The 16640-nt window shown below is 58.2% G+C and carries 16 protein-coding genes; 8 read left to right on the top strand and 8 right to left on the bottom strand.

All coding sequences use genetic code 11. The features are described 5' to 3' along the window. Positions 1 to 55 precede the first annotated feature (55 nt). The gene (locus JJO78_RS12530; RefSeq protein ID WP_007154450.1) at positions 56 to 340 is read left to right on the top strand and encodes a hypothetical protein; all 285 of its coding nucleotides are present in this window, start codon (positions 56 to 58) and stop codon (positions 338 to 340) included. Positions 341 to 384: 44 nt separating this feature from the next. Here JJO78_RS12530 and JJO78_RS12535 read toward each other — a convergent pair whose 3' ends face one another. The 3 genes from JJO78_RS12535 to JJO78_RS12545 all read right to left on the bottom strand — a co-directional run bounded on the left by JJO78_RS12535 (position 385) and on the right by JJO78_RS12545 (position 3699). Next, positions 385 to 1677 (bottom strand): S8 family peptidase, encoded by a 1293-nt coding sequence (locus JJO78_RS12535; protein ID WP_198324912.1) that lies wholly within the window; start codon positions 1675 to 1677, stop codon positions 385 to 387. 282 nt (positions 1678 to 1959) lie between these two features. Beyond that, positions 1960 to 2616, bottom strand: a complete 657-nt coding sequence (locus tag JJO78_RS12540; RefSeq protein ID WP_036210301.1) for an OmpA family protein — start codon at positions 2614 to 2616, stop codon at positions 1960 to 1962. Positions 2617 to 2679: 63 nt separating this feature from the next. Further along, entirely contained in the window at positions 2680 to 3699 is a 1020-nt protein-coding gene (locus JJO78_RS12545) for an alpha/beta hydrolase (RefSeq protein ID WP_036209603.1), read from the bottom strand. Positions 3700 to 3797: 98 nt separating this feature from the next. On the opposite strand from JJO78_RS12545, the gene JJO78_RS12550 reads away from it, so the two are divergent. Beyond that, on the top strand, positions 3798 to 4691 hold the full coding sequence (locus JJO78_RS12550; protein ID WP_036209601.1) for an alpha/beta hydrolase: 894 nt from the start codon (positions 3798 to 3800) through the stop codon (positions 4689 to 4691). Here JJO78_RS12550 and JJO78_RS12555 read toward each other — a convergent pair. From JJO78_RS12555 to JJO78_RS12570, 4 genes are read right to left on the bottom strand one after another with little or no spacing between them, the layout of a single operon-like run. Further along, complete coding sequence (locus JJO78_RS12555; RefSeq protein ID WP_036209599.1) at positions 4666 to 4956, bottom strand: GIY-YIG nuclease family protein; 291 nt, start codon at positions 4954 to 4956, stop codon at positions 4666 to 4668. The genes JJO78_RS12550 and JJO78_RS12555 overlap by 26 nt on opposite strands. Beyond that, positions 4953 to 5858, bottom strand: a complete 906-nt coding sequence (locus JJO78_RS12560; RefSeq protein WP_036209597.1) for a DMT family transporter — start codon at positions 5856 to 5858, stop codon at positions 4953 to 4955. The genes JJO78_RS12555 and JJO78_RS12560 overlap by 4 nt, the downstream gene beginning before the upstream one ends. Further along, positions 5851 to 7236: a sigma-54-dependent transcriptional regulator gene (locus JJO78_RS12565; protein WP_075197068.1), complete on the bottom strand. Its 1386-nt coding sequence runs from the start codon at positions 7234 to 7236 to the stop codon at positions 5851 to 5853. The genes JJO78_RS12560 and JJO78_RS12565 overlap by 8 nt, the downstream gene beginning before the upstream one ends. Continuing rightward, the gene (locus tag JJO78_RS12570; protein ID WP_226909943.1) at positions 7226 to 8728 is read right to left on the bottom strand and encodes an ATP-binding protein; all 1503 of its coding nucleotides are present in this window, start codon (positions 8726 to 8728) and stop codon (positions 7226 to 7228) included. The genes JJO78_RS12565 and JJO78_RS12570 overlap by 11 nt, the downstream gene beginning before the upstream one ends. A gap of 241 nt (positions 8729 to 8969) precedes the next feature. Here JJO78_RS12570 and JJO78_RS12575 point away from each other — a divergent pair, with 241 nt between their 5' ends. Continuing rightward, positions 8970 to 9368 (top strand): DUF4168 domain-containing protein, encoded by a 399-nt coding sequence (locus tag JJO78_RS12575; RefSeq protein ID WP_036209594.1) that lies wholly within the window; start codon positions 8970 to 8972, stop codon positions 9366 to 9368. A gap of 141 nt (positions 9369 to 9509) precedes the next feature. Beyond that, positions 9510 to 10601, top strand: a complete 1092-nt coding sequence (locus JJO78_RS12580; protein WP_127401736.1) for a TRAP transporter substrate-binding protein — start codon at positions 9510 to 9512, stop codon at positions 10599 to 10601. Between the two features lie 2 nt (positions 10602 to 10603). On the opposite strand, the gene JJO78_RS12585 is transcribed toward JJO78_RS12580, so the two are convergent. Then, positions 10604 to 11446, bottom strand: coding sequence for a 23S rRNA (adenine(2030)-N(6))-methyltransferase RlmJ (locus JJO78_RS12585; protein WP_127401737.1), 843 nt, complete (start codon positions 11444 to 11446; stop codon positions 10604 to 10606). A 187-nt stretch (positions 11447 to 11633) separates the two neighbouring features. Between JJO78_RS12585 and JJO78_RS12590 the strand changes: the two genes are divergently transcribed. From JJO78_RS12590 to JJO78_RS12605, 4 genes are read left to right on the top strand one after another with little or no spacing between them, the layout of a single operon-like run. Further along, complete coding sequence (locus JJO78_RS12590; protein ID WP_075197065.1) at positions 11634 to 12944, top strand: imelysin family protein; 1311 nt, start codon at positions 11634 to 11636, stop codon at positions 12942 to 12944. Positions 12945 to 12999: 55 nt separating this feature from the next. Further along, a complete protein-coding gene (locus JJO78_RS12595; RefSeq protein WP_075197064.1) occupies positions 13000 to 14418 on the top strand; it encodes a di-heme oxidoreductase family protein in 1419 nt (472 codons plus the stop codon). 9 nt (positions 14419 to 14427) lie between these two features. Then, positions 14428 to 15471: an imelysin family protein gene (locus JJO78_RS12600; protein WP_075197063.1), complete on the top strand. Its 1044-nt coding sequence runs from the start codon at positions 14428 to 14430 to the stop codon at positions 15469 to 15471. After that, positions 15471 to 16592, top strand: coding sequence for a DUF1513 domain-containing protein (locus JJO78_RS12605; protein ID WP_075197062.1), 1122 nt, complete (start codon positions 15471 to 15473; stop codon positions 16590 to 16592). The genes JJO78_RS12600 and JJO78_RS12605 overlap by 1 nt, the downstream gene beginning before the upstream one ends. Positions 16593 to 16640 lie beyond the last annotated feature (48 nt).

The raw sequence follows: 16640 nt of genomic DNA on the forward strand, positions 1-16640 counted from the left end.
TGATGGAAGTGAAAGCTTTAACATTGCATCCAACATTCACTCCAAGGAGCATTCCATGTCACTGAAGGAGTCATTGCAGAAAAAACTGGAAACCCAGACCGAGTACTGGAGCAAACAGATCCAGAGCCTGCAGGCCGATGCTGAAGAAAGGATGGCAAAAGCCCAGGACGACCAGGCAGAGGCTGAAATCCAGAAAGATTTCTCCGAGCGCATTCAGGCGCTGGAAGAACACGTCGAAGAAGCACGCAAGAAGATTTCGGAAATCCGGGATTCAGGGGAAGACCAGTTGCGGGACCTGAAGGCAAGGATTGACGAGTGGCTTCCCGGCGGGAAGAACTAGGAAACGATAAATGGCCGGAACGGGATCGTTCCGGCCCTCAAGCATTACTGCGGCACTCTTAGCAGACGATTGGGAGAGCCCTCTTCAATACTCCCAAGTACATTTCTGGTCGCCAGCTCGTCCAGCCTGGTGCTGACCGATGCCGGTGACAGATCGGGTTCAGCCCCCAGGATCAGGGCAACGCTGCCCGCTACGTGTGGCGATGCCATAGAGGTCCCGCTGATGGTGTTTACTTCATCGTCCTCCTGGTACCAGGCCGCGGTGATGTCAGACCCCGGGGCAAACAGGTCCAGACATTCTCCGTGGTTGGAAAACGACGATCGTTGATCCTCGCGGGTAGTGCTTCCTACGGTTACCGCTGATGCAACCCGATTTGGAGAGCCGGAACAGGCGTCAGCATCGCTGTTACCGGCGGCCACGACGAACGTCACTCCCTGCTCTATCGCACCACGCACGGCATCGTCCAGAGCGTCTGAATTTCCTCCACCAAGGGACATATTGGCAACGGCCGGCGCCTGATGGTTCTCAGCCACCCAGTCAACACCTGCGATCACATCCGCGTTAGAACCGGCACCGGAGCAATCCAACACCCGCACGGCCGAGATGGATGCGTTCTTGGCAACGCCATAGACGGTGCCAGTTGCGGTACTGGCGACATGGGTCCCGTGACCATTGCAGTCTGTGGTGTCTTCCGGGTCAGTCTCGCCACCAATGTTGACGATCGGGCCGATCAACGGCAACCCACCCAACCCCAGCAAGCCCGTATCGTTCACCGCAAAGTTACGGCCTTCAATCACCCGTCCGGCAAACTCATCGTGGCTATCCCGCAGACCTGTGTCGATGATATAGACACTGACTCCGTTACCGGCAGAGGACGGGTAGCTATATTGCTCATCCAGGGGGAGCACCGGCTGATCGATCCTGTCCAGCCCCCAGGTGGCATCACCCTGCGTCACCGCATTTGCGGCAACAACCTGGTCGGGCTCAACTGCCAGCACGCCAGGCAGGGATGACAACAGTGCTGCCTGCGGCTCTGTCATCGTGACCGCCGCACCGGTCATCGCAGTTCGGTATACATGCAGAATATCACCACCACCTACGGCCACCAGAAGCGATTCGACGCTTGCCTGCAGGTCGGCAAGCCCCAGCATGTCAGGAATCGACGGGGCCAGTGTGAGGATATAGCGCCCCGGTATGCGATCTCCCGGCTGAAGCGCGGATTCGGAGGCTTCCGAAGTGCCCGTCAGGCCGACACCATCCGACAGTTCTGCGAAGGCCGGGGCGGCCAAGAGAACACTGAGGGTAAAACCAATTGTTTTTGTGATCGTTGTTGTCAAAGCAGATCTCCCATTTGCTCATTTTCCATGATTGAGGCTCACCGGGAACGGACAACATAGAGCCTTATGTTCCACCACGGGACATTCCCCTTCACCGTTCCATGCATTGAAGGGCGATTCAGGTCAGATGAGGCCAATTCGGCTCTCTTAAACAACCTTTAATGCACAAAGGCCGATGTTGACAATTGAAGCTGATGGCAGAATGGGGAAGGAGCAAAAAGGGAGGGAAGCGGCTCCGGACGCGGGCATGATCCGGAGTCGCTGATTCAGCCTGGGCTGATGTTACTGCATGGGAACCAGTGTCAGCTCGACGCGACGATTCTGTTCACGTCCGCTTTCAGTGTCGTTGGAGGCAATCGGGTAGCGCGGGCCATAACCTGTCGCACGGGTCCTCTTGGGTGCGATACCCTGATTCAAAAGGAAATCCCTGACTGACCCAGCGCGGCGCTCACTCAACAACTGGTTGTAATCCCGCGAGCCAGTGCTATCGGTATGGCCTTCGATCTGAATGATGGTCTTGTCGAATTCCTTCAGTACCAGCGCCACGGATTCCAGCGTGTTGCTGAACGACGGCTTGATGGAGGACTGGTTGACGTCGAAGGTAATGTTGCCCGGCATGACCAGTTCAATTTCGTCACCATTGCGTACAACGCGAACACCGGAACCCTCGAGTTTGCGGCGCAACTGCGCTTCCTGCTTGTCCATGTAATAACCGATACCACCACCAATGGCCGCACCGGATGCGGCACCAATCAGTGCGCCTTTGCCACGGTCACTGCTGCTGGAGGTTGCAGCGCCGACGGCGGCACCACCAATGGCCCCGATAATGCTGCCTTTCGTGGCGCTAGAGGTTTTTTCCTCACCGGTGTAAGGATCGTATGTCATACAGCCGCCAAGACCCACGGTGGCGACGGCAAAAGCTACAATCGTTTTCTTCACGGCATTCTCCAAAGTCTTTCCAAGGTATGACTGTTCGCGGCATGATGCCGCCATTGGCTTTCCTTAACTGGCCTCAGACAGAGACCCGTCATGGTCGTTTTCAAACGTATCCACAATGGTATTGAATACGGTTGCCTGTAAATCCTGGGCTTCGTTTACTAGATGATGACGCCCATCCGGTATCCGGAGTTCCTCCACGGAGGAAAATTTATTGCGGATAATCCGCAGATTGTGCTGCCAGTCTACAGTCAGGTCCTTTTCCCCCTGCACCACGGTAATCGGAAAATCGACCGGGCGGGCGGACTCAATATGCGGTACCCACTGCCGTAATGCAGAAACCCAGTCCACATGTACGGCCCTGGCCTGGAGCGGATCGTAGTCCCTGAGGAACTTCAGGAAACGCGAGTTTCCACTGTTGGCCCCAAACGCCCGTCGCCATCGCGATATAAAGGGTTTTACCAGGCTGTGCAGAACTTTGGCACCCAGCCACCCCATCGGCCTGATCAACGGTGCCAGCAGTACCACCCTACGAAAATCCGAGGTTTCCCGGTCGTGATGGTTGGTCAGCAGGTAGTCAATCAGGATAGCCCCGCCCGTACTCTGCCCGACCGCATACCAGGGCGCCCGCACGTGACGCCTTACACTGGCCATGACATCCGTCAGCACGGCCTGATACTCGAGAAAACTACCAATCGCCGCTGGTGTGCCACTGGACAGCCCGTGCCCGGGCTGATCATAGGCGAGCACATCAAAGCCCGCACCCAGGCAACGGTCGATCAACTGGCTGTATAGCCCTACATGGTCAAAGTAGCCATGCAGGATAAACACCGTGCCCCGGGGCTTGCACTGATCCGGAAGGCGAAAATAGTGGACCATCACTTGGTGCCGGTCCGCCATCACATAACCCTGGCGATAGCTGACCTCCGGGTGCTCTACCCAGAGATCGAGGCCGTAGAACCGGCAGTAGGCCACCATATCCTCGCTGAGTTGTTCCTGGCTTTCAGGCTCGAAGGGCGACATTCGCTCAAGTAACGACGCCCTGTCCCAGTTCGGAATTTCTATGGTATCTGTTTTCCAGTACACGTAGAGTTAAACGCCTGTCATGAATGGGTATGAAAATAGCAGTGTGTCTGCACTAAGCTTGGTGCTTAGATTAGCACACCACAACCCCGGAGTTGCCGATGATACAAACCGCCCTGGAAGCCGGCCTGCGCCAGACCATGAACCGACTCGTTCGTCCCCTGCTGCATCCCGCGATTCCCGTTGCCCTGCAACGCCGGTTGATCAGCAAGGCCTACCTGACATCGATTCCGCCACGTGGCACCCGGTTTGAAGACATCCAGGCAGAAGGGCTTTCGATCACCCGGGCCTGTCACAGCGACAACCCTCACGGGGTCATACTGTATTTCCATGGCGGTGGTTACATCATAGGCTCGCCAAAAACACACAAGGGAATTACCGGCCACCTGTCGAAATTCAGTGGCGCGATGGTGGTTACTCCCGACTACCGATTGGCACCGGAGAACCCCTTCCCCGCGGCACTGGACGATGCTGAAATGGTTTACCGCGCCTTGCTGGACGAAGGGCATCCGCCTGCAACCCTATGCCTCGCGGGCGACTCAGCCGGCGGCGGACTCGCCGTAGCCCTGGCCATGCGCCTACGCGACAAAGGCCTGCCCTTGCCCTCGTCGCTGATGGTGCTGTCGCCCTGGACTGATCTTTCCCACCAGCACCTTTACGCGCCTGAATGCGAGCCGGTTCTACAGAAGCCGTGGATCGACAAGTCCGCGCGCCTGTACTGCGGCAACACACCACCGTCCGAGCCTCTCGTTTCACCCGTATTTGGCGACCTTTCCGGCCTTCCGCCGTTGCTGATACAGGTGGGCAGCCAGGAAATCCTGCTGAATGATGCCCGGCGCCTGGCGAACGCGGCCAGCCGTGACAGTGTCGATACACGCCTGGAAATCTATAACGGGCTCTGGCACGTTTTCCAGGTCCACGCGGGGCAACTGGACCGCGCCACCGAGGCCCTGCAAACAGCTGGCGCGTTTATACGCCAGCATCTGTCGAGTTGACCGGGAGGACAACCTCCCCACGAATCAGCGCTTCCTTCTGCTTGCGCGGCCATTGTTTGATCTGCCACTCAAGTTTCGACGCCGTCGCCCTGTCTGTCGTCTCGGCAGAAAATGCGAGCTCAAGGGGCCCTTTGCCCCGCAGGCTACGGGCCCCTTTTGGTGCACCGGCCTGGTGTTCGGCAAAGCGCCGCGCCACATCGGTTGTGATCCCCGTGTAAAGAGCCCCTTTGGCGGTCCGTACCATGTAGATGAACCACTGGCTCATACCGATGAAGCCCTCGCCATTGTCTCCCGGGTTTTACGTTGCTGAATCCACAGCCCCGCAACGATCAACACCAGGCCAACGTATGTGGATGGCAGAATGATCTCGCCAAGAATGAAATAGATGAACACCAGCGACAGGAACGGTGAGATAAAGATGAGGTTACTCACCCTGGCGGTATTTTCCGCCTTCTTCATGGCGTAGGACCAGAGCACAAAGGCAATTCCCATTTCGAACACACCCACGTAGGTGGCCGCCAACAGGCCTGTTGTGGGGTTGAAATCGAAACCATCCGTCACCCCGCAAATCACCACGATCACCGGAAGACCGCAGAGAAAATTCAGGAACAGACCGACCACCGGATCCCGGGTATCCCGAGTCGCGATAATCCAGTAGGACGCCCAGACCAGGGTGCTGCCGATGGCCAGGCCCACACCAAGAGGGTCGGAGAACGTTAACGACAACACATCGCCACGGGTTGCGATAACGACGACCCCGCTGTAGCAAATCAATCCGGCGATGATATCGGCACGCCGCAGTCGCTGTCCCAGGAAGGGCACCGACAGGTAGGCCAGCACCAGCGCCCAGGTGTAGTTCAGGGGTTGCGCCTCCTGGGCAGGCAGCCGGTCGAACGCACCAAACAGCAGGAAGTAGTACAGGCAGGGATTGATAAGCCCCATACCGAAAGACTGCAGATATTGGCGGCGCGACAGTTCAAAGACCAGGTGCCACCGTCGTTGTGCGACCAGAATAAGCGCCATCACTATTACCGACGCGGAACAGGCGACCACCAGCATCTGGACCGGGGTCAATTCCCGCAATGACAACTTGAACGCAGTGGCCACTGTTGACCAGAGCAATACCGTTCCAAGGCCGTAAAGCATTGCCTGTTTCTGGTTAGTCATGAGCAGTGTCCTTTTCCGCATCAAGCCAGCGATAGAGCGTACGCCGGTTTACCCCGAGTATCTGGGCCGCACGGCGTTTATTGCCTTCCACCGCATCAATAACACGCACAACATAGTCCTGCTGGACCTGCTCCAACGTGGGCCAATCCGCCAGGTTTCCTGATGGCAGCACCGGCCGGCCCTCAGCAGACTCTGTCTGGCGCTTGCGGATACGGGCCGGCAGATGTTCCGGCAACACCACATCACCGTCGCAAAAGGTCACGGCCCGTTCAATCGCGCTGGCCAGTTCCCGGACATTGCCGGGAAACGGATAATCCGCCAACATTCGCGCAGCCACTTCGCCCAGCTGCAGGAATCCGCGCTGGTGACGCCGGGCGGAATCCCGCAGGAAATGCATGGCAAGCAGATCCACATCGTCATCCCGCTCCCTTAATGGCGGCACCATCAAGGTCAGGGTTTCCAGGCGATAGTAAAGGTCCTCGCGGAAGCCACCCTGTTCCACGGCCCTGACCAGGTCCTGATGGGTAGCCGCAATAACACGCACATTGACGGCCTCTTCGTGGTCAGAACCCACCGGCTTAATCGTGCCTTCCTGCAGCACACGCAACAATTTCGCCTGAAGAGCGAGCGGCATCTCGCCAATTTCGTCCAGCAGCAGCGTGCCTCCATCCGCTTCGGCAAATAGCCCCCTACGGGCGGATTTTGCGCCGGTAAAAGCACCGGCTTCGTGGCCGAAAAACTCGCTTTCCATCAGCTCATGGGGTATGCCCGCGCAATTGACTGGTATAAACGGTCCTTGCCGGCGCTCGCTCTCGTCGTGAATGGCCCTGGCGACCAGTTCCTTGCCGGTGCCGCTCTCGCCACTGACCAGGACGGCCGCCTGGCTACGGGCCACCTGTCGTATTTCGTTCCTCAAACGCCCCATCGCCCGGCTCTCGCCCACCAGCCCCAGCGCACTGTCGCTTTCACTCTGGGATTTGTAACGTGCGAGTTCACTGGTCACCGCCGCATGGGCCAGCAGGCGCTTGATCTTCAAGCGAAGATGGTCGGTGGACAGTGGTTTGGTGAGAAAGTCATCGGCACCGGCCTTAAGCGCCTCTACCGCCTGGTCAACCGTGCCGAAGGCTGTGATGATGATAAAGGGAACCGAATGGCCTTCCGCCTGCAGTTTCCGTAATATTGCCAGGCCGTCGCCGTCTGGCAATCGAAGGTCCGACACAATCAGGTCCGGGCGCCATTCCCGCAACCCATTGCAGCCTTCCTCAACGGTTGCAGCACTGCGTACCGCATAACCATCCACCTCAAGCTCCTCTGACAGAAGCGTCCGCAAACTGGCGTCGTCTTCCACCAGCATGATCAAAGCGGGCCTAGCTTTCATGATGGGCCTCCGTCGAGTCCACTCGTTTCTCATACACTGGCCAGAACGTTGACATCCGGCACCCGCCGTTCGCGTTCGTGCCAACCTCAATCCGACCACCATGTTCCTTGATTACACTGCCGACCACCGCAAGCCCCAGACCGGTTCCCTCACCCGCCGCACGAGTACTGAAAAAAGGCTCGAAAATCCGCTCCCGCAGCGAATCATCGATACCCGGGCCATCATCATCCACCCGCAACTCCCAGTATCCGTCGAGGGGAATAACAGACACGATCACCCGCGAGCGAGCCGCTTGGCACGCGTTGCGGACCAGGTTCAGGCAGGCCATTTCGAGACGGGTTGGCTCGGCCAGAACGCCGGCGCTGGCCTCCGGAATATCGGTACAGATCTCAACGCCATGGCACTTGGGCTCGTCGCATACCCGCGCGGTCAGATCGCGAGCCGTCGCCGCCAGGTCGGTTTCCCGGCGGGAGTCCGGCACATGGCGAAAACAATCGAGCAACTGCTGGATAATCAATGTCATCCGCTCGACCTGATGTTCGATATCCTTCAGGTGTCGTCGGTCGCTATCTGCCAGGTCGCCCCGCCCAAGGATATTGGCGCGACCCTGGATGACATTCAGCGGCGCACCCAGCTCATGGGCAACGCCACCGGCAACCCGCCCGATCATGGCGACCTTTTCCTGATACTTCAGCTTCTCTGACAGTTCCCGCTCGCGTTCAACGCTCTCCCGGATTTCATTTTCCGCAACCGCCATACGGGCGCCCATGTCTTGCAACCCCTCGTGGATCTGTCTCAGCTCCCTCGGCCCCGCGGGAGGTCCATCAATCTGCCAGCGGCCGGGGGCCATCCGCTCCATCAATTCCAACAGCCGGCTGACATGGCGACCGACGGCACCATAGTGCCCCAGAACAACCACCAGAATGACCATCAACGACACCACCGACCAGATACTGACGGCCCAGATTCGGCTTGATGCCACCAACTCATGGAAATCGCTACGCTTTCGGGTTACCTGAAGCAACCCCTGAATTCGACCGTCCGGGGCAACCAGCGGCGTGAATTGTGAGAAGACTGACACCCCGTCGACCCTACGAAACGCTCCGTCCAGCTTGCCACTGGCTATCGCGCGTTCGGCACTGTCGCTCCGCGTAACATCACTGTCCGCCACACCGAGGCTGGCGATCTGCTGCCCGTCTTCATCAAACACTGAGGCACCAAACACCCGGCCGATGCGGAAGATGGATTTCAGCGACTCCCCCAGAACAATTTCATCGCCATCGGACATGGCCTGGGACAATGGACCACTGACCGCCCGGGCCACAAGCTCCAGATCTTCCCGCAAACGGTCATTCAGATTACGCTCGACCGCACCGAGCCCCACATAAATGGCGACGCCGCTGAATACCATCAACGGTACAACCATGCTCAGCACCAAGGTCAGGCGCAGCGAGCGAAACATGTCCCGCGCTCTTGATACAGGCGTTTTCATAACGTGCTCCGACAAAGTGTCACACAGGTATGCCACATGTGACATTTAGCCACAACGCACATTACGCAAAGGTAACGCTCATACATATCCAAATCACTGTTTTTTCTAGCTTTTCATAAAAATAAAAAGCTGGCACAGAGCTTGATTAAGCAACACCAACGTTCGAGGAATCGCATTCCTTTCAACGTCAGACTGCATTCGATGACACCGTGCAGTCCCTTCAACGCAAAAGGAGAACGCCATGAATAAACTTCTCATTTCACTGACCGCATCCCTGGCACTGCTGGCAGCAGGCCCCGTACTGGCACAAGAAAACCAGCAAAGTCCAGAAGCCACCAATCCCAACGGCGGATACAGTGATCCCGCCTCCGCCGGCACCCAGAAAACCAACTTTACCGACGCGGAACTGAAGCAGTTCGTTGAGGCCCAGGAAGGTATCAACAATATCCGTGATGAATACATGGAAAAAATCGAAGCGGCTGATTCCCAGAAAAAGGCCCAGGAACTGCAGATGGAAGCCAACGATGAAATGGTCACAGTGATTGAGGATTCCGGCATGGATATCCCCACCTACAATTCCATCGCCACCGCTTACAACAGTGAACCTCAGGTTCGGAATCGCGTTGATGCACTGATGTAAGCGGCTTCCCCACATTGGTTGCTTCAGGCCCTGCTATTGCAGGGCCTTTTTGATTCTGCAAACGAGGTCGCGATGGCCATAATCAACGTTGATTGTGGTATCTTGTCGGCATGATTTTGTAGAGACCAATGGAGACAAACCATGCGAAGATTCTGCCGCGGGCTAACCCCATTGCTCTTGACGGTTATGCTTGTCCTGGCAGGATGTTCAGACAGCCCCGCACCGGTGTCCAGCGGTGACAATGATGAGAAGCCATCCTATCCCGTTACCTGGCGCTTTGCCCTTGAGGAAATTGAAGGCAGCGTCCAACACCGTTATGCCCTTGAATTCAAGGACCGTATCGAGCGTATCTCTGATGGCAACATCCTCGTTGATGTTTTTCCCTATGGCTCTATTGGCACGTCACTCCAACTGACGGATCTCGCCCGGGAAGGCTCCGTCCATCTCGCTTTCGCCTCCCCCGGCCACCTGGCCAACGTTATTCCCGAGGTGGGCGTGTTCACCCTCCATTATCTGTTGTCTGATGACGAAGAGGTGAATCGTGGCGTCCTTGCCAGCGATGATTTGAAGCAACTGTTCCACGAGCCTTACGAGGAGCAGGGCCTCAAGCTTCATGGTTTCGTACCTGAGGGTTGGATGGTCTGGACCGCCAACAAGCCCTTGCGGAGCCCCGCGGACTTCGACGGACTCACTATCCGCACCATGACGTCGGACATCGCTGAAGAGACCTATAAAACCTATGGCGCGACAACCAGCCAGGTTCCTTTTTCGCAGGTCTACAGCGACCTTCAGTTACGCCGCATTGACGGGCAGGCCAACCCTGTTTTCGCCATTGAAGAGATGGGATTCTATGAAGTCCAGGGTGTGATGACGTTTGCCAGACCTGCCCAATTTGTCACCTCCGTGGTTTCCAATACGTCGTGGTTTGACGCCCTCCCCGAAGACCAGAAACTCTGGCTGGAAGATGCTATGGATGAGATCGCACCGCTGGCTTACGAGGTACAGACTGAACTCAATGCAAGCCGTCTCGATACCATCAAGAAAAACAGCAACATCCGTGTGGTTGAATTGACCGAGGAGGAGCGGGACCGCTTCCGTGAGGCCAGCCGGCCGGCCCGCAAGGCCTATATACGTATGGCTGGTGAGCGTGGAGCAGCCATCCTGGACCAACTCCTGACAATGGTCAGCACAACAGAGTCCGCAATACCAGCAACGGATACGACCGCCCAATAGCGCTATTCAGGCACCAGCCAGCTGCTGTTCGATGACAGGCCCAGACAGCGATCACCGGAAACCGTATCCATCATCTCCGCAAGCCGGGTGTCGAATCCCCAGGGCGGGTTCACCACCAGCACTCCGGACCCGGACATTCCACGTTGCGGGGCCCGGTTGAGTGCAACTTCGCTGCACAACACCTTGCGCACGGGCCCATCAGACACCGCATCCTTTAATCGCTTGTGGGGGAAACCCGCCAGAATCGGATACCAGATCAGATACACGCCATGACGGCATTTCTGCCACGCTCGCGCCAAGGTGTTCGCCACTTCTTCATAGTCGCTTTTGATCTCGTATGAAGGGTCCGTCAGCACCAGCAACCTTGGTTGCCTGGGCGGCAGATGGCGAAGCAACCCCTTTAATCCATCCTCCTGAAAGACCTTGACCCGGGAATGCCCGGCAGCCCACTGCCCCAGGGTTTCGCCTTCGGCGGGGTGCAACTCGAAGGCGGTCAGAGTGTCCTGCTCCCGCAGGTAACGGAGGAACCAGCGCGGCGACCCCGGATAGCTCGCCAATTGCCCGTCCTTCCCCTCCCCCGCGGCCAACCCGGCCAGGACGGCCTGCCAGTCGTCGGAATGCAGCTCGGCTCGAAGTGGCCAGACCTTCTGGATCCCTGCAGCGGCTTCACCGGTTTTAAGCGCCCTTTCTCCCGCAAGATCGTAGCTGGCACTGCCGGCATGAGTATCGAAGCAGGCGATAGCAGACGATTTGGCCTGCATCATCCTGACCGCGAGCGTTAAGGCAGCGTGCTTGTGAACATCGGCAAAATTACCGGCATGAAACGCGTGGAGGTAACTCAGCATTACAGACTCCTGACGAAAGGGGCACCATTAGGCTACAGCAGGAGCAGAGTTGGCAAACATTTCTAACTATCTCCAGCCAAGTCAACAAAATTGAAAATCATTCTCACATTCGTTGCAACCGCCCACCCGCTCTCTATAATGCGAATAACAATACGTTTTATTTAATTAACAGCGAAAGGACATCGAAATGGCCCTGCTCTCAAACGCATCAAGCATTCCCCTGGCGTTCGCTATCTCCGCGACGCTACTGACGGCCTGCAGTAGCGGCGACGAAACCGCATCCACATCCTCGGCAGCAGAAGCCATCAGCAAATCCGATGTCGTGGAACACTACGCCGACCTGGCCCATGCAAACTTTGAAGACGCACTGACCGCCGCACAGTCCCTCGACAGCACAATAGACACCTTCCTGGAAAGCCCGACCGAAGAAAATCTGCAAAAGGCAAAACAGGCCTGGCTGGCTTCCCGGGCGCCCTATCAGCAGACTGAGGTGTTCCGCTTTGGTAACGCCGTGGTTGATGACTGGGAAGGGCAACTGAATGCCTGGCCGCTGGACGAAGGCCTGATCGATTACGTAAAGGAAGACGGCTACCAGTACGAATTGGGCAACGAGGGCGCTACTGCAAACATTGTTGCCAGCACGGAAATCAATATTGGTGGCACGACGGTCGACGCTTCCAGCCTGACACCAGACCTGCTGGCGGAGCTGAACGAAATCGGAGGCTCGGAGGCCAACGTGGCCACCGGATACCATGCCATTGAATTCCTGCTGTGGGGCCAGGACCTGCACGGCTTCGATCGCGGCGCCGGACAGCGTCCTGCGACGGACTACGCCCAGGGCGAGGAGTGCACCCATGGCAATTGCGACCGCCGCGCCGCCTACCTGGATGCCGCGACCGATCTGTTGATCACCGATCTCGAATGGATGGTTGCACAATGGGCACCCGGCCAGGAAGACAACTACCGCTCCCAGCTGCTCGCCGAAGCACCGGACGCCGCCATCCAGAAAATGTTCTTCGGCATGGGCTCCCTGTCTCTGGGTGAGCTTGCCGGTGAGCGCATGAAAGTCGCCCTGGAAGCCAATTCCTACGAGGATGAGCACGACTGCTTCAGCGACAACACCCACAACTCCCATTACTACAACGGCCAGGGCGTGGCCAACATCTACTCCGGCAGCTACACCCGGATTGACGGTTCTGAACTGACCGGTCCTTCCCTGTCCGATCTGGTTGCCGAGCTCAACCCGGAACTGAACGAGACACTGAGCCAGCAGTTCGAAGAGTCGATGAGGGCGCTGCAAACCATGAAATCCAGTGCCGAAGCCGAGTCAGAGCCGATGAAATTCGATATGATGATCGCGCCAGGCAATGAGAAAGGCGCGGAGATCGTAAACGGCGCGATTATGGCGCTGGTGGCACAAACCGGTTCCATTGAACAGGCCGCCCGCGAACTGGGCATCGACTCGCTCAAGCCTGATGACGCCGGCCATACCTTCTAGCTTACCCACTAACTGGCTGACCCACTAAAAAGTAACGACATGTTGTAGAGAAACCATGCGCCAACGCCCCCTGCTACTGCTGACCTTGTTTTCGGGAGTGGCCGTAGCAGCGGCCTTCGCCATGGCTGCCGCCCAGGAACCTTATCCGATCCAGGCGACGGTCAAGACGGGGGGCGAAGGCACAGTGGATCAGTTCGATCACAATGCCTATTCCCTGCCCCAGGCTAACCTGTCCATGACCAGGCGCCTGGATTTCAGTGTCGGCAACAGTTTCTTCCGCAACCCCTGGGTCGAAGCCCCTGCCAGCACGGATGCCCGCGACGGACTGGGGCCACTGTTCAACACCAACTCCTGCCAGGGCTGTCACATAAAGGATGGCCGTGGACATCCTCCCGGCGCTGACGACAAACCTATATCGCTGTTCCTCCGCCTCGCCGTGCCAGCCGATCCCGAGCAGGATGCGGATATCCTGAAGACCCACGGATTCAAACCGGCCCCCGTGTACGGCAGCCAGTTGCAAACCGCCGCCCTGCCGGCCGCCAAACCTGAAGCCGATCTGGTGATCGACTGGGAATCGGTGACAGAGACGCTGTCGGACGGCACCGAAATAGAACTACGAAAACCGGTCTACCGGATCGAGAACCCTAACTATGGCCCACTCCCGGAAGACCTGTTGGTGTCTCCGCGGGTGGCTCCGCAGATGATCGGCATGGGTCTGCTGGAAGCCATACCGCTTGAAGACCTGCAAGCACTGGCGGATCCGGAGGATACGGACAACGACGGCCTCTCCGGCAAACTCAATCAAGTCTGGGACCTGGACAGCCAGCAAACCGTGCCGGGTCGATTCGGCTGGAAAGCTGCCGAACCAAACGTTCATCAGCAAAGCATGGGGGCGTTTGCTGGAGACATGGGGCTGACGTCCACCCTCAAACCGGCAACCGATTGTACGCCCGAGCAGAACTGTGGGCGCTTCGCCAACGGCGGCAGCCCCGAAGTGAGCGACAAGGTGAGCAACTTCGTGACCTTCTATGCCAAAAGCCTGGCAGTACCGGCACGCCGTGACCTGGACAATGTGTCCGTTCAACAAGGTGCGGAACTGTTCAATGAAACCGGCTGCGCCGGCTGTCATACACCAAGGCACACTACCGGCATCGCCCCGGACCGCCCGGACCTCAGCAACCAGACCATATGGCCCTATACCGATCTGCTCCTGCATGACATGGGTCCGGCGCTTGCCGATGGTCGGGATGAATTCCTGGCCAACGGCAACGAATGGCGGACACCCCCGCTCTGGGGAATCGGCCTGGCTCAACGGGTCAATCCGCAGTCCGGGTTCCTCCACGACGGGCGGGCGCGAACACTCGAAGAAGCCGTGCTCTGGCACGGGGGCGAGGCCGGGCCGGCAGCTGAACGTTACCGTCAGATGCCCGTCGAAGACCGGGAGGCACTCCTGGATTTCCTGAACTCTCTCTGAGGACACGCCATGCGACCATTAACGAAAGCCGTGGGTATTGCCGCGCTGATACTGGTTCCAATTGCTGGGATGGCTGCCAGCCAGACTGAAACGAACAGCAACGCGACACAACAATGGCACCAGGGAATTCTCGCAGGTTACCAGTCTCTGGCGGCCGAAGCGGGCGACTTGTCCGTTGCGGCTGTCGACTACTGCAGCGCGCCGGAACAGGCGGCACGCGATACCCTTGAGCAAGCCTGGCTGGACACCTTCCTGGCGTGGCAGCTTGTCCGTTTTGTGGATTTTGGCCCGGTGGAGAACGACAACCTTGCCTGGCAGTTCCAGTTCTGGCCCGACCCGAAAAACCTCATTGCCCGCAAAGCCAGCTACCTGCTGAACTCGGAAGACCCGATATCGGGTGAGGTCATCGCCGAGTCCGGCGTGGCCGTACAGGGTTTTCCCATGCTGGAGTACCTGTTGTACGACGAACCATTGAACGCCAGCGACAATGCCCTACCCGCGGAAAAGACCTGCGGCCTGCTGAGAGCGGTTGCCGGCCACATCGAAACCAATAGCCAGCAACTCCGTGATCAATGGCAGACGTTCCGCAAGGATTACCTGGCCACGGAACAATACCGCGACACCACCATCCGGGCCGGCATGGCGGCCCTGGAGATTCTGGAGGATCGCCGGCTTGCCCAGCCAATGGGGCTCCGTGGGAATGGCAAACGTTCTGTCTACGCCGCCGATGCCTGGCGTAGCGGCCGTAGCCTGAAGACCATGGAAGCAACCATCCATGGCCTGGAGCAGTCTTTCCTGCCGGGCCTGACACAGCTGCTAAAGGAAAGCGAACAACCGCAACTGGGTCCACGAATTGAAAACCAGTTCAAGGACGTTCTGGAGCACTTCCCGGAACTCCATCGCCCCATGACTGAGCTGCTTTCCAATGACGATGCCTTTTCCCTGCTCCAGGGCTTCTACGTTGACGTTTCCCAGTTAACCACTCTGATCAATGACCAGGCAGCGGTTGAACTCGGCGTCATTCGCGGCTTCAATTCCAGCGACGGCGACTGATGAGCAGCAACAGGCAACCCGGAGGTGCACTTATCAACCGCAGACAACTACTGAAAGCGGGGATGGCCGGAGGACTGGCAGCCACCCTGTCCGGCTGCAGTCTGCTGCCTCGAAAAGCGGATTACGCGCCAGATCAGTACGTCGGCGCCGTGGGACTGCCCGGGGGTAAGTTCGGCATTAGTGCCATCAACCGCAAAGGTCACCTCATATGGGAGTCACCGGTCGACACCCGTTGCCACAGCGGATGTGCACGCCCGGATGGCTCTCAGGTCATCTTCTTCGAACGCCGGCCCGGCTGGGCGTTTTACGGGTTCGACGCCCACAGCGGCAACAGGACACATCGCGTCAAAGCCGCTTCCGGGGAACACTTTGTCGGTCACGGAGTGTTCTCCCCCGACGGCCGCTGGCTCTATGTCACCGCCAGCCGCTACGAGCCGGGGCAAGGCATTATTGCCGTCTATGACGCGGAGCAGAATTATCAGCGGGTCGATACCTTTGAGCTTCAGGGCATTGGCCCCCATGAGCTGACACTGCATCCAGATGGGGAAACCCTGGTGATTGGCCTGGGCGGCATACTGACCCACCCGGACTACGATCGCCTCAAGCTGAACCTCGACACCATGGAACCCGCGCTGATCCTGATGAACCGCCGCAGCGGTCGGATTATTGGGCGGTTCAACCCTGCCCATCACCAGCAAAGCGCCCGTCATGTCAGTACCGGTTCGAACGGCCGGGTGTACGTTGCCTACCAGTACCAGGGGCCCCTTCACGAGTCCCCCGCCCTCATCGCGCGGCTGGAAGGCGGTGAGCTTCAGGAAATCCGATTCGAAGAGGATACCCAGGCAGCACTGGCCAACTACATCGCCAGCGTTGTTGCCCATCCCGAGAACGACCTTGTCGCTGCCGCGTCGCCAGTGGGCGGCACCGCCGTGGTGTTCAATGGCATCACTGGCGAACTGCTGGCCAGGGCGTCCATACCCGACTGCGCTGGCGTCCAGGCTTTGGCAGGAGGCGATTTCCTGATCTCCTCCGGACGCGGAAAACTGGTGCGCCTGGGGCAGGACAATCAGTCACGGCAAATCGCCGATCTGCCGGTCCAGTGGGACCACCACCTGGTCTGAATCACCCGCAACGCGGCCCTCCTGCCTTAAGGCAACTCGCCTTAGCTG

Origin of the sequence: Marinobacter sp. DS40M6 (assembly GCF_028581595.1) — a bacterium.
Classification (GTDB): Bacteria; Pseudomonadota; Gammaproteobacteria; order Pseudomonadales; family Oleiphilaceae; genus Marinobacter; species Marinobacter salarius.

Bases quoted from the DNA above. Each gene is read 5' to 3' on its own strand.
- JJO78_RS12570 (WP_226909943.1), bottom strand. From the start codon at position 8,728: ATGAAAACGCCTGTATCAAGAGCGCGGGACATGTTTCGCTCGCTGCGC.
- JJO78_RS12595 (WP_075197064.1), top strand. From the start codon at position 13,000: ATGCGCCAACGCCCCCTGCTACTGCTGACCTTGTTTTCGGGAGTGGCC.
- JJO78_RS12530 (WP_007154450.1), top strand. From the start codon at position 56: ATGTCACTGAAGGAGTCATTGCAGAAAAAACTGGAAACCCAGACCGAG.
- JJO78_RS12585 (WP_127401737.1), bottom strand. From the start codon at position 11,446: ATGCTGAGTTACCTCCACGCGTTTCATGCCGGTAATTTTGCCGATGTT.
- JJO78_RS12600 (WP_075197063.1), top strand. From the start codon at position 14,428: ATGCGACCATTAACGAAAGCCGTGGGTATTGCCGCGCTGATACTGGTT.
- JJO78_RS12560 (WP_036209597.1), bottom strand. From the start codon at position 5,858: ATGACTAACCAGAAACAGGCAATGCTTTACGGCCTTGGAACGGTATTG.
- JJO78_RS12575 (WP_036209594.1), top strand. From the start codon at position 8,970: ATGAATAAACTTCTCATTTCACTGACCGCATCCCTGGCACTGCTGGCA.
- JJO78_RS12555 (WP_036209599.1), bottom strand. From the start codon at position 4,956: ATGAGCCAGTGGTTCATCTACATGGTACGGACCGCCAAAGGGGCTCTT.
- JJO78_RS12605 (WP_075197062.1), top strand. From the start codon at position 15,471: ATGAGCAGCAACAGGCAACCCGGAGGTGCACTTATCAACCGCAGACAA.
- JJO78_RS12550 (WP_036209601.1), top strand. From the start codon at position 3,798: ATGATACAAACCGCCCTGGAAGCCGGCCTGCGCCAGACCATGAACCGA.
- JJO78_RS12565 (WP_075197068.1), bottom strand. From the start codon at position 7,236: ATGAAAGCTAGGCCCGCTTTGATCATGCTGGTGGAAGACGACGCCAGT.
- JJO78_RS12590 (WP_075197065.1), top strand. From the start codon at position 11,634: ATGGCCCTGCTCTCAAACGCATCAAGCATTCCCCTGGCGTTCGCTATC.
- JJO78_RS12580 (WP_127401736.1), top strand. From the start codon at position 9,510: ATGCGAAGATTCTGCCGCGGGCTAACCCCATTGCTCTTGACGGTTATG.